We start from the raw sequence: 13274 nt of genomic DNA, 5'->3' as shown, positions 1-13274 counted from the left end.
AGTCCGAGTGAATTTCTGGGAGTACCTGGGCAACCGCCACCAGCAGCTGCTCACCGACGCCTACCAGCACGCCAGCGCCGTCTTCCAGTGCATGGTCGTGGCGACCCTGCTCGGGGTGCTGATCGGCGTGGCCACGTACCGCAGCGAGTGGGCCGGCAACTTCGCCACGCTGACCACCGCGGGCATCCTGACCATTCCGTCGCTCGCCATGATCGGTCTGCTCATTCCGATCGTGGGGCTGGGCGTGCCGCCCACGGTGATCACGCTGACGCTGTACGGCCTGCTGCCGATCGTGCGCAACTCGATCGTCGGGCTGCGCGGCGTCGATCCGTCCCTGGTGGAGGCGGCCCGGGGCATCGGCATGTCCCGGCTCACCCAGCTGCTGAAGGTGGAGCTGCCGCTCGCCTGGCCGCCGATCCTGACCGGGATCCGGGTCGCGACGCAGATGCTGATGGGCATCGCGGCGATCGCGGCGTACGCCTCAGGACCCGGCCTCGGCAATGTGATCTTCCGCGGGCTCGCGTCGCTGGGCAGCGCGAACGCGCTCAACCAGGTCCTCGCGGGCACGGTCGGGATCATCATCCTGGCGCTGCTGTTCGACGCCGCGTACGTCCTGATCGGACGGCTGACCATCCCCAGGGGGATCCGTGTCTGAGCACGAGTCCGACAGCGGCCACCACGGAGCCTCCATCGAGCTGGAGAACCTGACCAAGCGGTATCCCGGCAGCCCGCAGCCGGCCGTGGACAGCGTGAACATGGAGATCAAGGCGGGCGAGGTGGTCATCCTCGTCGGCCCCTCCGGGTGCGGGAAGTCCACGACGCTCAAGATGATCAACCGGCTGATCGAGCCGACCGGCGGCCGTATCCGCATCGGCGGCGAGGACGTCACCGACATCGATCCGGTGAAGCTGCGCCGCAAGGTCGGTTACGCCATCCAGTCCGCCGGCCTGTTCCCGCACATGACGGTCGCGCAGAACATCGGCCTCGTACCGAAGATGATCGGCTGGTCGAAGACGCGGATCGGCTCGCGGGTCGAGGAGCTGCTCGACCTCGTCGGGCTCGACCCGGGCGAGTTCCACGGCCGCTATCCGCGCCAGCTCTCCGGCGGGCAGCAGCAGCGCGTGGGCGTGGCACGGGCGCTGGCCGCCGATCCGCCGGTGCTGCTGATGGACGAACCGTTCGGCGCGGTCGACCCGATCACCCGTGATCACCTCCAGGACGAGCTGATCAGGCTGCAGCACGAGCTGCACAAGACGATCGTCTTCGTCACGCACGACTTCGACGAGGCGATCAAGATCGGTGACCGGATCGCCGTTCTGCGCGAACAGTCGCACATCGCTCAGTTCGACACCCCGGAGGCGATCCTCACCAATCCCGCGGACGACTTCGTGTCCGGGTTCGTCGGAGCCGGTGCGGCGCTGAAGCGGCTGAACCTGACCCGGGTACGGGACGTGGAGATCACCGACTATCCGACGGTGACCTTCGACGACCCGCTCCAGGAGATCTTCAACCGGCTGCGCTCCAGCGGCACCAACGAGATCCTGCTGCTCGACAAGCGCGGCCGGCCCTACAAGTGGCTGCGGCGCGGCGACCTGATGCGGGCCAGGGGTTCGCTCGCGCGGGCCGGGACGCTGGTGACCGACACGGTGACACGGGACGCCACGCTGCGGGACGCCCTGGAGGCCGTCCTCACCGACAACGCGGGGCGGGTGGTGGTGACCGGGCGGCGCGGTGAGTACACGGGCGTCGTCGACATGGAGACGCTGATCAACTCCGTGCACGAGCTGCTGGAGGCGGACCGGCTGGAGGCGTTGGAGGCCCAGCACGAGCTGGAGGGTTCCCGGGCCGGGCGGACGCACGCCGAGCAGGAGGGCGACGGAGGGGAGCAGAAGGCGTGAGCACTCCCGAGACCCCGAGGTCGTCCCGGGTGCAGGAGACGTCCGAGCCCGGCGAGGCGCCCGGAAACGCTGAGCCCGACCGCGACGAGCTCGACGGGAACGACGGGAACGACGGGACCAGCTCGCCCGTCGCCACGAAGCGCCCGGCCCGGAAGCTGAGTTGGCAACGGCTCACCATCGTGCCGGCGATGCTGGTGGTGCTGCTGCTCGCCACCTGGCTGTGGTTCCAGCAGGCCGACCTCGACCCGGTCTCCGAGAACGCGCTGTCGAACGGTCAGGTCTCGCAGGCCCTGTGGGAGCAGGTCGAACTCACTGCGATCTCCACCTTCTTCGTGCTGATCATCGCGATCCCGCTGGGGATCCTGCTCACCCGGCGGGCGTTCAGGAAGGCGACACCGGTGGCCATGGCCCTCGCCAACATGGGCCAGGCGACCCCCGCGATCGGTCTTCTCGCCCTGCTGGTGATCTGGCTGGGCATCGGCCGGAAGGCGGCCCTGATCGGCATGATCGCCTACGCCGTCCTGCCCGTGCTGTCCAACACCATCGCCGGCCTCAAGGCGAACGACCCGACCCTGCTGGAGGCGGCGCGCGGTATCGGCATGTCCGCGACGGGGGTGCTGACGCGGGTGGAGCTGCCGCTGGCGGTCCCGCTGATCCTGGCGGGCGTGCGCACGGCCCTGGTCCTCAACGTCGGTACGGCGACCCTGGCGGTCTTCGGCGGAGGCGGCGGGCTGGGCGTGCTGATCACGGCCGGCATCACCAACCAGCGCATGCCGGTCCTGGTCCTCGGCTCGATCCTCACGGTCGCCCTCGCCCTGCTGGTGGACTGGCTGGCATCGCTGGTGGAAGTGCTGCTGCGGCCACGGGGGTTGGACCTATGAGGCGGCCGACCGTCCTGCTCGCGGCGGGGTTGCTGGTGACGGCCGCCGGGTGCGGCCTGACCAGCGGCTCCCCCATGGTCGACGACGTACGGCCCGGAAGCATCGGACGGGGCGAGCCGCTGGAGGGCGCCGAACTGACGGTGACGTCGAAGTCGTTCACGGAGCAGCTCATCCTCGGCGCGATCATGGGCATCGCCTTCGAGGCGGCCGGCGCGGAGGTCCTCGACCGCACCGGCATCCAGGGCTCCATCGGCAGCCGCGAGGCGGTGCGCAAGGGCGACGCCGACGCCGGGTACGAGTACACGGGCACGGCCTGGATCACCTACCTGGGGCACAGCGAGCCCATCACCGACCCGCACGAGCAGTGGGAGGCGGTGCGCAAGGAGGACGCGAAGAACGGGCTGACCTGGCTCCCGCCGTCCGCGCTGGACAACACGTACGCCCTGGCGATGAACCAGGCGAACCACAAGAAGTACCGCACGAACGATCTCTCCGAGGTCGCCGCGCTGTCCAAGTCCGACCCCTCCGCGGTGACGCTGTGCGTGGAGGTCGAGTTCGCCAACCGGGCGGACGGGCTGCCGGGGATGCAGAAGGCGTACGGGATGAACGTACCGACGAAGAACATCACCCAGATGGACACCGGGATCATCTACACGCAGGCCGCGAAGGGGAATTGCACCTACGGCGAGGTCTACACGACCGACGGGCGCATCAAGTCCATGAACCTCGTGGTGATGGACGACGACAAGCACTTCTTCCCCAACTACAACGCCGCCCCGGTGATCAACACCAATACCCTCAAGGAATGGCCGGCCATCCCCGACGTCCTCGACCCGATCACCAAGAAGCTGAACAACACGGTCGCCCAGGACCTCAACGCGAAGGTGGACGTGGACGGGGAGGATCCGCATCAGGTGGCGTTGGACTGGATGAAGGCGGAGGGGTTCGTGAAGTGAGGAGCTGAGCTGAGCTGCTCCACGCGCTACGCCGTGGACTCGAGGATGGCCTGCGCCTCGCCACCCCGCCACGGCCGGCCGTCGCCGCCGTCGGCTAGCAGCTCGGTACGGTCCCCTTGCCCGACTCCAGGGCCTCCAGCGCGCCCACGGCCCCCTTCAGCGTCGTCACCGGCACCAGCCGCAACCCCTTGGGCAGTTCCGCCTTCGCGTCGCCGCACTCGGCCTTCGGCACCAGGAACACCGTCGCCCCGTCCCGCTTGGCGGCCTGGGTCTTGAGGGAGACTCCGCCGACCGCGCCGACCTTGCCCGCCGCGTCGATCGTGCCCGTGCCGGCGATGCTGCGGCCGCCCGTGAGGTCGCCGCCCTCGCCGTTGCCGTTCAGCTTGTCGATGATGCCGAGGGAGAAGAGGAGACCGGCGCTCGGGCCGCCCACGTCCGCGAGGGTGAGGGTGACCTTGATGTTCTTGTCGTCGAGGTCCAGGTAGTTCAGGGCGGCCTCGGTCGCCGCGTCCTGGGACTCCTTCATCTGCTCGGTGTTGTACTGCTCGATCTCCCGGGTGCTCTGCCCGCTCGGGTAGACCGAGTCGCGCGGCATGACCGCCTTCTCCGTGCTGAACCAGGCGTCGATCACGTCCCCGAACCGCACGTCCGTGTCGGGGGACGTCGCCTCGATGGTCGTCATGCGCAGCTGGCCGCTCGTGTCACGGGTCGGCGCCCCGGAGATCGTGATCACCGGTTCGCCCTTGTTGTCGCCCAGCACGTTCGCCGTCAGACCGGGCTGCGTCAGCGAGAACGGCAGCGGCGCGAAGGCGGCCGTGGCGAGCAGGGCCACGACCGGCAGGGCGCAGACGGCGACGGCCCGGGGGCGCGTGAGACGAGAAAGCACGGGATCAATCTAACGTGGCGGCGGGTTCCGGCCAGGCGCAGGTCAAAGCTGCCGGGGTTTGCCCCGTTCGGGTCACGCGCAGGGCTCGTCAGGTGACGTACAGGTCGCGCCTGTCCTTCGTGAAACGCCGCAGTGTCTCGGGCACCGGCGCCACCCCGATGCCCGGCGACCGTGGCACCGGAAGGTGCCCGTCGACCAGCACGAATGGCTCCGTGATGTCCTCGGCGAAGTAGCGGCTGGACGCCGAGGTGTCCCCAGGGAGCGTGCAGCCGGGCAGGGCCGCCAGCGCCAGGTTCGGGGCGCGGCCGATGCCCGTCTCCAGCATGCCGCCGCACCACACCGGCACCCCGTGCGCGTACGCCACGTCATGCACGCGCCGCGCCTCCAGGTATCCCCCGACCCGCGCGGGCTTCACGTTCACCACGCGGCACGCGTCCATCGCGATCGCGGACGCGGTGTCGGCGGCGTTGTGCAGGGACTCGTCCAGGCAGACGGGGGTCGCGATGCGCTGCTGGAGGCGGGCGTGGGCGTACAGGTTGTTCTCCGCGAGCGGCTCCTCGATCAGCAGCAGCCCGAACTCGTCCAGCCGCCGCAGATGCTCGGCGTCCGCGAGCGTGTACGCGGTGTTGGCGTCGACCTGGAGCGGCAGGTCCGCTCCGAAGCGGTCGCGCACGGCTCGTACCGGCTCCAGATCCCAGCCCGGCTCGATCTTCAGCTTGATCCGGACGTACCCCTCGGCGAGATACCCCTCGACGTCGTCCAGCAACTCGGCGACCGTCGGCCTGATCCCGACCGACACCCCGGCCGGCACCCGCTCGCGCACCGACCCGAGATACGTGGCCAGCGGCATCCCGTACGACCGCAGCTCCGCGTCGAGGACGGCCGTCTCCAGCGCAGCCTTCGCCAGCTCGTGCCCCTTGATCCCCGCCATCGCCGGGGCGAGGTGGGCCGCACCGAGCACGGGCAGGGCGGCGACGCGCGGCAGCAGGAAGTCACGCAGGACGATCTCCGCGCCGGCCACGAACTCCGAGCAGTACAGCGGCTCGGGGTCGGCCGCGAACTCCGACCAGCCCTCGGCCGCGTCCGTGACGACGTGCAGCAGGAAGGTGTCCTTCGTCGTCATCGTGCCGAAGGACGTACGGAAGGGGCTGACCAGCGGGATCGCCACGTGGACGATCTCGACGCGTTCGAGTTTCACGAGGTGGCCTCCCGGCGGGTGAGCGTGTACCAGCCGTCCCGGGACATGTCCGTCGCCGTGAACCCGTCGGCGAAGGCCTTCGTGAACACCTCGCGCACGGCCCGCCGCCAGCCCAGCGCCAGCTCCGGGTCCGCGGCCCGCAGCGCCACTATGTCGTCCGGTACGCGGCACCAGACATACCGGTCCTCAGGGTCCCGGCGGGCGAGCGGCCCGCCGTCGGGGGCCGTGTGGGTGGCGGGCGCGGCCTCGCGATCCGGGGTGCCGGGCCCGGCGTGGCCGGACAGACCTTGCGGTGGCCCGATCAGGTCCCAGGTCACCTCCAGCCGGTCGCTCTCGTCGCCGTCGTTCACTCCGTCCGCCATGGGGCCGTAGAAGTCGACGAGGTAGCCGGTGCCGGTGGCGCCGAGTTTCACGAAGTTGAACCGGGCATTGCGGCCCACCAGCGGATCGAAGGTCCAGCGCATGGTGAGCGCCCCGAGCTCCACCGCCCAGGCCCGCTGCGCCCGCTTGATCTGCGGCCCGAGCCCCTGCTCGGCAGCGGCCAGCAGCGAGTACGTCTCCCGCGACGCCGGCGGGCCGAACACGGCGACACAGGCACCGACGAGCCGCTGCCCGTCGTACGCGGCGTGCACCGCCCCACCGGCGTGGGCGAGGCTGTTCAACGTCTCGGGCAGCAGGGGCGGTGCGGTGCGAGGCGTCTGCCATACGTCACTGAAGTAGTCGGCAACAGCGGTGAACCCGGCGGGGCCGTGGACGGTGCGGATGCTCAGTGAGGTCATGACACGAGTGTCGGAGGTGGTGCGGGGCCCTGCCTAGGGCACCCGCGCGTCAACGCCTCGCCTCCGCCACTCCCGCGCCGCGTCAGCGCAACGCCTCCGCCACCTCCCGAGCCGCGTCCACGACCCGCGGCCCCACCCGCTCCGGCACCGCGTCGGCCAGCATCACCACACCCACGCTGCCCTCGACGCCCGTCACGCCGATCAACGGCGCGGCAGCTCCGCTCGCTCCCGCCTCCAACTCCCCATGGGTCAGGGTGTATCCGGGCTCCTGCAGCGGCTGCTGCCGGGCGGAGAGTATGGCCCGGCCCGCGGCACCGCGGTCCAGAGGATGCCGGAAACCGGCCCGGTAGGCCACGTGATAGTCGGTCCAGGTCGGCTCGACCACGGCAACGGCCAGCGCCTCCGTGCCGTCCACCAGCGTCAGGTGGGCCGTCGCCCCGATGTCCTCGGCCAGCGAACGCAGCGCGGGCAGCGCGGCCTCCCGTACCAGCGGATGCACCTGTCGGCCCAGACGCAGCACACCGAGCCCGACGCGGGCGCGACCGCCCAGGTCACGGCGTACCAGGGCGTGCTGTTCAAGCGTGGCGAGCAGCCGGTACACAACGGTCCGGTTCACGCCCAGTTTGTTGGAAAGCTCGGTGACGGTCAGCCCGTGGTCGGTGTCGGCCAGCAGCTTGAGGACGCGCAGTCCCCGGTCGAGCGTCTGAGAGGTCTCCGCGGTCACGACGCCCACTCCTTAGTGGTGAGGTCGGCAGCCCCCTCGCGGCGGATGCGTCACCGAGTCCCGTCAGTGACGCGCTTCAGAGGCCGCCGATCGGCCGGCGGCCCGGACCGACTGTCCGGACCGCGTCGCTTCACGGCTGCGCTCCGCGGCGGCGCTGCCACGGGGCGTGTGCGTAGCGGGACATTAGCGAAGCCGGTTCGCTGAGCGGAAGGCTCCGTCCAGAATCCGGGCAGCGGCCGGTACGGACCACTCCCGTTTGCCCGGATACGTACGGCGTACGGAGCCCTGCGCGCACTCCCCCGTACGCGCCCGGCGTCACCTCATCCGGGTGGCCCACTCCTGAACCTTGGCGATGCGCTGGCGCAGCTGCCCGGCCGTGGCCTCGGCGCTCGGCGGCCCGCCGCAGACGCGCCGCAGCTCGGTGTGGATCACCCCGTGCGGCTTGCCGCTTTGATGGACGTACGCGCTCACCATCGTGTTGAGCTGCTTGCGGAGCTCCATCATCTCCTTGTGCGAGACGACGGGCCGCCGCTCGGCGGGCAGCTCCAGCAGGTCGGCCTCGGCGTCCGGCTTCTTGCGGCTGTGCGCGATCTGCCGGGCCTGCCGCTTCTGGAGGAGCATCTGCACCTGGTCGGGTTCGAGCAGGCCGGGAATCCCGAGGTAGTCCTGCTCCTCCTCGCTCCCGGGATGGGCCTGCATGCCGAACTCGGCGCCGTCGTAGAGCACCCGGTCGAAGACGGCCTCGGACTCCAGCGCCTCGAAGGAGAACTGCTCCTGCTCGCCGGTGTCCTCGTCCTGCTCCTTGTTCGCCTCCTCCATCTCCTTCTCGGATTCGGCGTACGGGTCCTCCTCGCCCTCCTTCTTCGGCTTGTCGAGGGCGTGGTCGCGTTCGACCTCCATCTCGTTGGCGAAGGTGAGGAGGTCGGGGACCGTCGGCAGGAAGACGGAGGCGGTCTCGCCGCGCCGCCGGGACCGCACGAAACGGCCGACGGCCTGCGCGAAGAAAAGCGGGGTCGAGATGGTGGTGGCGTACACGCCGACGGCGAGCCGCGGCACGTCGACGCCCTCGGACACCATGCGTACGGCAACCATCCAGCGGTCGTTGTTTCCGCTGAAGTCGTCGATCCGCTTGGACGCCCCCGCGTCGTCGGAGAGGACGAGGGTCGCCTTGTTGCCGGTGATCTCCCGGATCAGCTTGGCGTAGGCGCGCGCGGAGTCCTGGTCGGAGGCGATGACGAGCGCACCGGCGTCCGGGATGGCCTTACGGACCTCCGTCAGCCGCTGGTCGGCGGCGCGCAGCACACTCGGCATCCACTCGCCGCGCGCATCCAGCGCCGTACGCCAGGCCTGGCTGATGGCGTCCTTCGTCATGGGTTCGCCGAGCCGCGCGGCGATCTCGTCGCCCGCCTTGGTGCGCCAGCGCATGTTGCCGCTGTAGGAGAGGAAGATGACCGGCCTCACCACGTGGTCGGCAAGGGCGTTGCCGTAGCCGTACGTGTAGTCGGCGGCCGACCGCCGGATTCCGTCGTTCCCCTCCTCGTACGTCACGAAGGGGATGGGGTTGGTGTCCGACCGGAACGGCGTACCGGTGAGGGCGAGCCGTCGAGTGGCGGGCTCGAAGGCCTCCAGGCAGGCCTCGCCCCAGGACTTGGAGTCACCGGCGTGGTGGATCTCGTCGAGGATGACGAGGGTCTTGCGCTGCTCGACCCGGTTGCGGTGGAGCATGGGCCGCACGCCGACACCCGCGTAGGTCACGGCGACGCCCTGGTAGTCCTTGCCGAGCGGTCCGGCGCTGTACTCGGGATCGAGCTTGATGCCTATGCGCGCGGCCGCCTCCGCCCACTGCTTCTTCAGATGCTCGGTCGGCGCGACCACGGTGACCTGCTGCACGACATGGTGGTGCAGCAGCCAGGAGGCCAGCGTCAGCGCGAACGTCGTCTTCCCGGCGCCGGGAGTGGCGACCGCGAGGAAGTCACGCGGCTGCTCCTGGATGTACTTGTCCATCGCCCCCTGCTGCCAGGCACGCAGCTTGCTGGCGGTGCCCCAGGGGGCGCGGCCCGGGAAGGCGGGTGACAGGTGGTGGGAGTGGGAGGCAGAGCTGGAGCTGGCGGCGGTGGTAGTCACGGTCTCCGGGGACTTGGGTCGGGCGGCTCGGCGTACGGGTGTTGGTGACTCGGCTACGTATGACAACCGGGCCACCCTACCGGCGGCCCGACCGTGTCCAGGGGCGAGCGGGGCCGGGTCACACGTGGGTGGGACCGACGTCACAACCGCCGCAGCCGGCCCGCGAGCACGGCGATGTCCTCCTCGTCACCGGAGGCGACATCGATGACCAGCGCGTACGCCACGCCCTGATCGACACCGGTGAGGTCGACGCCGTTGAGGGCGAGGAAGGTGGCGGTGGCGAGCCAGGCGGTGCGCTTGTTGCCGTCGACGAAGGGGTGGTTGGTGGCGATGGCATGCAGCACTGCTACGGCCTGCTCGTGGAGGTCGTCGTAGGCCGAGGTACCGAACACGCGGGTACGGGCCGGTGCACCGCCGACGCGAGCGGCCCGGGCTCCCGCGCCTCGGGCGCCCGCCCGTCGAACGCGTGCTCGGCGAGGGCGGTGAACGAGGCCCCCGAGCCCCTCGGAGACGCCACCTCCCGACGCTGGCCCGCTTCATCCAGCCCGTCCGGCGTTTGAGGACGAGGCCCCTTCAGGGCCGACAGCGGGCCTCTGGGGGCTGCCGCCCCCAGAGGCGGTCGGGGGCGAGGGGGCGGAGCCCCTGGAGCACGGGACGGGTAGGGGCGGCGGGGGCGAACCCCCTCCCCGCTCCAACTCACCGCTCCCGCACCCGAGTGGTCACCCAAGCCCCCACCAACGCCACCCCCGCCATCGGCAGGAACACCGCCGCGAACGCCGCCGGATGCGACCCGGCGCCGGACGCCCCCGTGGCCGCATGGCTCACCGTGCCACCACCCAGGGCGGCGAAGGCGGCGCCTCCGGCGGCCAGGAGCACGACGTTGGACAGGCCGTCGGAGATCTGGAGGGCTGCGGAGTTCGTACCGGCATCCTCGGGGGCGGAGAGATGGAGCAGCAGCACGCTCGTGGAGGAGATCACCAGCCCCATCCCGAAGCAGCCGAACGCCCATGCCACGGCGACGGTCCAGGCGGGCACGGACTCGATCAGCACGCTCGGCGCCGCGGCGATGGAGGCCGCCACCAGCACCATCCCCAGCGTCATCAACCGGTCCCGGTACGGCTCCACCCGCGGCCGCGACTGCATCCACGAACCCAGCGCCCACGTCCCCCCGCCGGCTGCGAGCGAGAACCCGGCGAGCGTCGGCGACAGCCCCCTCTGGGTGACCAGCATCAACGGCACGAAGGACTCGGCCGCGATGAACGACCCCGCCGCGACCCCGCGCAGCAGCACCACGGACGGCAGTCCGCGCGCCGCCCGGTACGTGCCGCGCGGGAGCAGTCCGAGCACGGCCGGCACGAGGAGCGCGGCGCCCGCGACGCCGGGGACGAGGGAGAGCCACCGCAGGTCCTGGGCGGCGTACTGGAGCAGCCCCGCGCCGAGTGAGATGCCGAGGGCGAGCCGGATCCGGCGCCGGTCGAACGAGGTACCGCGGGCGGAGGCGTCGACCGGTCCTCCCGCCCGCCGCCGTATCTGCGGCAGCGCGAGCGCGAGCGGAAACACGACGAGCACCGGAATCCCGACGAACACCCAGCGCCAGCCCAGCTGCTCGGTCACCGCCCCGGCGGCCAGCGGTCCCACGATCGACGGCACGACCCAGCTCGCCGCGAACGCCGCCATGATCGCCGGCCGCAACCGCTCGGGGTAGGCCCGCCCGACGACGACGTACAGCGCGACGATCACGAGCCCGCCGCCGAGCCCCTGCACGGCCCGCCCGAGGATGAACAGCCACATCGCCCCCGCGGTCCCGGCGAGCAGCAGCCCGGCCCCGAAGGAGGCGATCCCGGCGGTGAGCGCGCCGAGCGGCCCGCGCCGGTCCGACCACTGGCCCGCGAGCACCATCCCGAACAGGCTGGTGGTGAAGTACCCCGAGAACGCGAAGGCGTACAGCGACACCCCGTCCAGCTCCCGCGCCGCCACCGGCATGGCCGTCCCGACGGCGGTCGCCTCGAAGGCGATGAGCAGCACGACGGAGACGATCCCGATGCTCAGGGCCCGATAGTCCCGGCTCAGCACGGTTCCCTCGGACTCGGGGACCGGGGGGACATCGGATCTCTTCGCGACACCGGCGTCGCGCGGCTCGAGGGCAGTCATGTCCGCCAGCGTAAGGGCCACAACTGACATTGACCCCTGTCGGAAGGATGCCCCGTCCCGGGACCTTGGTCGTACGACCGACGCCCCACCGACGCCGTTCATGAACGCGGTGTGGCAGTCCCATTGCAGCCTCACCGATTCCCTTGAGCGGCCCGCACACCCCCGCCTACGGTCGACTCACCGACCAGGGCAGCCCGCCCGAAGCCGGTGCAACGGCCGTGTGCCCGAGTGGTTCAGGGGCTCGCCTGCAAAGCGAGTTACGTGGGTTCGAATCCCGCCACGGCCTCTCTTCCCCTAGCCGACGCCCGCGTCGGTCCGCCTCACAATGCAGGGTGCTGTCGGCCCCCGGCTCGCCGCCCGTTCCAGGGCATGGCTCCGATCACGGCGGAAACCGCGGCCGTCGCGGCGAGGCTTCCGGCCGTGACCATCACCACGCCGACCATGTACAGGCCCGAGGCGTCGTCCGACCAGTCGTAGAAGGCGGCGACGGCCAGGCCCATCGTGGGGCCGAACACGGCGACCGTGCCGCGGTGCCGGGACGCCACCCAGTACAGCGGCACCAGCAGGGTCAGCACGAGGCCGATCACCTGCCACGCCTCGTACGGGCCGGTCGTCGAGCCGTCCGGCTGTATGTCACGGTGCTGGTCCCAGCCCAGCCAGGCGGCCCAGCCCGCGAGCGATATGCCGGCCGTCACGAGGGTCGGCAGCAGGGAGGGGGCGATTCTCAGTGGTCCTTGGCGCATGGGCCCAGCGTTGCGGCCGGCCCGCCGCGCGAACAGGGCTCATGTACTCAGATCCGCCCGAGTACATGAGCCTGCTGTGCAGCGACTCGAACAGGGAGCCTCGGGCTCCCAGTTGAGGATGCGACCTGCCAGTTCCGGGTGTTGAATTGCATTCAACGCATTACTCGCCTCCCCCTCCCTTCCCTCCCCTTCGCAGAGGTTGCCATGAGCAGGGAATTCTGGCTGCGTGTATGCATGACGGCAGCGATCGCTCCGCTGCTGTTCGTCACCACTGGACACACATACGGCGCCCCTGCAAAAGCGGTCGACGCAAGAGCGGTCGGGGTAAAAGCGGTCGACACAATGGAGCAGGACATAGATACGGCGGTGCAAGGCGTCGACGCATTCTGGACCAGGCACTGGCCCGAATACTTCACCGGTACCTATGCGTCCCCCGACGTGCTGGGCCTGTACGACGGTACCTCCGCAGACGTCCCCACCTGCGGCGGGGAGCAACTGGAGGCGGGCAACGCGGCCTATTGCCGGCCGGAGGACTACCTGGCGTGGGACGTCGGACTCATGCGCGAGGGTTATTCGACCGGCGATGCCTATGTGTACTTCATCGTGGCGCACGAGTGGGGGCACGCCATACAAAACCGCTTGAACAGCCAACTGCAAGAAGTCGCCGGCGAACTACAGGCCGACTGCATCGCGGGAGCAGAGCTCCAAGGCGCCCAGAACGACGAAACAATTGTGTTCGAAGAAGGCGACGCCAAAGAGTTGATAGAGGCCATCCACAGCGTTTCCGACGAACTCCCCTGGACCGCGGAGGGGGACCACGGGAACGCCGATCAGCGGAGCAACGCCTTCATCAGAGGGCTGGAAGGCGGAGTTGACGCCTGCTTGCCCCTGACGGCCCAGTGACAGTTCCACGTACGGACAGCACAACCCCAGG

Annotated in this window: 13 protein-coding genes and 1 tRNA gene; 6 read left to right on the top strand and 8 right to left on the bottom strand. The window is 70.3% G+C overall.

What is annotated here, in order from left to right; all coding sequences use genetic code 11:
* The first annotated feature begins 7 nt into the window (after positions 1-7).
* The 4 genes from OHT51_RS26135 to OHT51_RS26120 are packed head-to-tail and all read left to right on the top strand — an operon-like array spanning position 8 to position 3735.
* Positions 8-655: an ABC transporter permease gene (locus OHT51_RS26135; RefSeq protein WP_328427358.1), complete on the top strand. Its 648-nt coding sequence runs from the start codon at positions 8-10 to the stop codon at positions 653-655.
* Positions 648-1898 carry a betaine/proline/choline family ABC transporter ATP-binding protein gene (locus OHT51_RS26130; protein ID WP_328881348.1) on the top strand — a complete coding sequence of 417 codons (1251 nt, stop codon included), beginning with the start codon at positions 648-650 and terminating at the stop codon, positions 1896-1898. Before OHT51_RS26135 ends, OHT51_RS26130 begins: the two co-directional genes overlap by 8 nt.
* Positions 1895-2779 carry an ABC transporter permease gene (locus OHT51_RS26125; protein WP_328881347.1) on the top strand — a complete coding sequence of 295 codons (885 nt, stop codon included), beginning with the start codon at positions 1895-1897 and terminating at the stop codon, positions 2777-2779. Before OHT51_RS26130 ends, OHT51_RS26125 begins: the two co-directional genes overlap by 4 nt.
* Positions 2776-3735, top strand: a complete 960-nt coding sequence (locus tag OHT51_RS26120) for a glycine betaine ABC transporter substrate-binding protein (protein ID WP_328881346.1) — start codon at positions 2776-2778, stop codon at positions 3733-3735. The genes OHT51_RS26125 and OHT51_RS26120 overlap by 4 nt, the downstream gene beginning before the upstream one ends.
* Before the next feature lie 94 nt (positions 3736-3829).
* Here OHT51_RS26120 and OHT51_RS26115 read toward each other — a convergent pair whose 3' ends face one another.
* From OHT51_RS26115 to OHT51_RS26085, 7 genes are all read right to left on the bottom strand, one after another.
* Positions 3830-4621, bottom strand: a complete 792-nt coding sequence (locus tag OHT51_RS26115; RefSeq protein ID WP_328881345.1) for a YlbL family protein — start codon at positions 4619-4621, stop codon at positions 3830-3832.
* A gap of 88 nt (positions 4622-4709) precedes the next feature.
* Positions 4710-5819 (bottom strand): o-succinylbenzoate synthase, encoded by a 1110-nt coding sequence (menC, locus tag OHT51_RS26110; protein ID WP_328881344.1) that lies wholly within the window; start codon positions 5817-5819, stop codon positions 4710-4712.
* Positions 5816-6598 carry a chorismate synthase gene (locus OHT51_RS26105; RefSeq protein ID WP_328881343.1) on the bottom strand — a complete coding sequence of 261 codons (783 nt, stop codon included), beginning with the start codon at positions 6596-6598 and terminating at the stop codon, positions 5816-5818. Before OHT51_RS26105 ends, menC begins: the two co-directional genes overlap by 4 nt.
* Positions 6599-6680: 82 nt before the next feature.
* A complete protein-coding gene (locus tag OHT51_RS26100) occupies positions 6681-7322 on the bottom strand; it encodes an IclR family transcriptional regulator (protein WP_328881342.1) in 642 nt (213 codons plus the stop codon).
* Between the two features lie 315 nt (positions 7323-7637).
* Positions 7638-9446 carry a DEAD/DEAH box helicase gene (locus tag OHT51_RS26095; protein ID WP_328881341.1) on the bottom strand — a complete coding sequence of 603 codons (1809 nt, stop codon included), beginning with the start codon at positions 9444-9446 and terminating at the stop codon, positions 7638-7640.
* Positions 9447-9586: 140 nt separating this feature from the next.
* Positions 9587-9838 (bottom strand): type II toxin-antitoxin system death-on-curing family toxin, encoded by a 252-nt coding sequence (locus OHT51_RS26090; RefSeq protein ID WP_328881340.1) that lies wholly within the window; start codon positions 9836-9838, stop codon positions 9587-9589.
* A 304-nt stretch (positions 9839-10142) separates the two neighbouring features.
* Positions 10143-11597 carry an MFS transporter gene (locus OHT51_RS26085; RefSeq protein ID WP_328881339.1) on the bottom strand — a complete coding sequence of 485 codons (1455 nt, stop codon included), beginning with the start codon at positions 11595-11597 and terminating at the stop codon, positions 10143-10145.
* A gap of 214 nt (positions 11598-11811) precedes the next feature.
* Here OHT51_RS26085 and OHT51_RS26080 point away from each other — a divergent pair.
* A tRNA-Cys gene (locus OHT51_RS26080) sits at positions 11812-11883 on the top strand.
* A 34-nt stretch (positions 11884-11917) separates the two neighbouring features.
* Here the strand turns inward: OHT51_RS26080 and OHT51_RS26075 are convergent.
* Positions 11918-12340, bottom strand: coding sequence for a hypothetical protein (locus tag OHT51_RS26075; protein ID WP_328881338.1), 423 nt, complete (start codon positions 12338-12340; stop codon positions 11918-11920).
* Between the two features lie 204 nt (positions 12341-12544).
* Here OHT51_RS26075 and OHT51_RS26070 point away from each other — a divergent pair, with 204 nt between their 5' ends.
* On the top strand, positions 12545-13243 hold the full coding sequence (locus tag OHT51_RS26070; protein ID WP_328881337.1) for a neutral zinc metallopeptidase: 699 nt from the start codon (positions 12545-12547) through the stop codon (positions 13241-13243).
* The last annotated feature ends 31 nt before the right edge of the window (positions 13244-13274 follow it).

The sequence above is a fragment of the Streptomyces sp. NBC_00299 genome (genome assembly GCF_036173045.1).
Classification (GTDB): Bacteria; Actinomycetota; Actinomycetes; order Streptomycetales; family Streptomycetaceae; genus Streptomyces; species Streptomyces machairae.
Note: the sequence above shows the minus strand (reverse complement) of the source record. Positions and strands in the feature narration are given on the sequence as shown.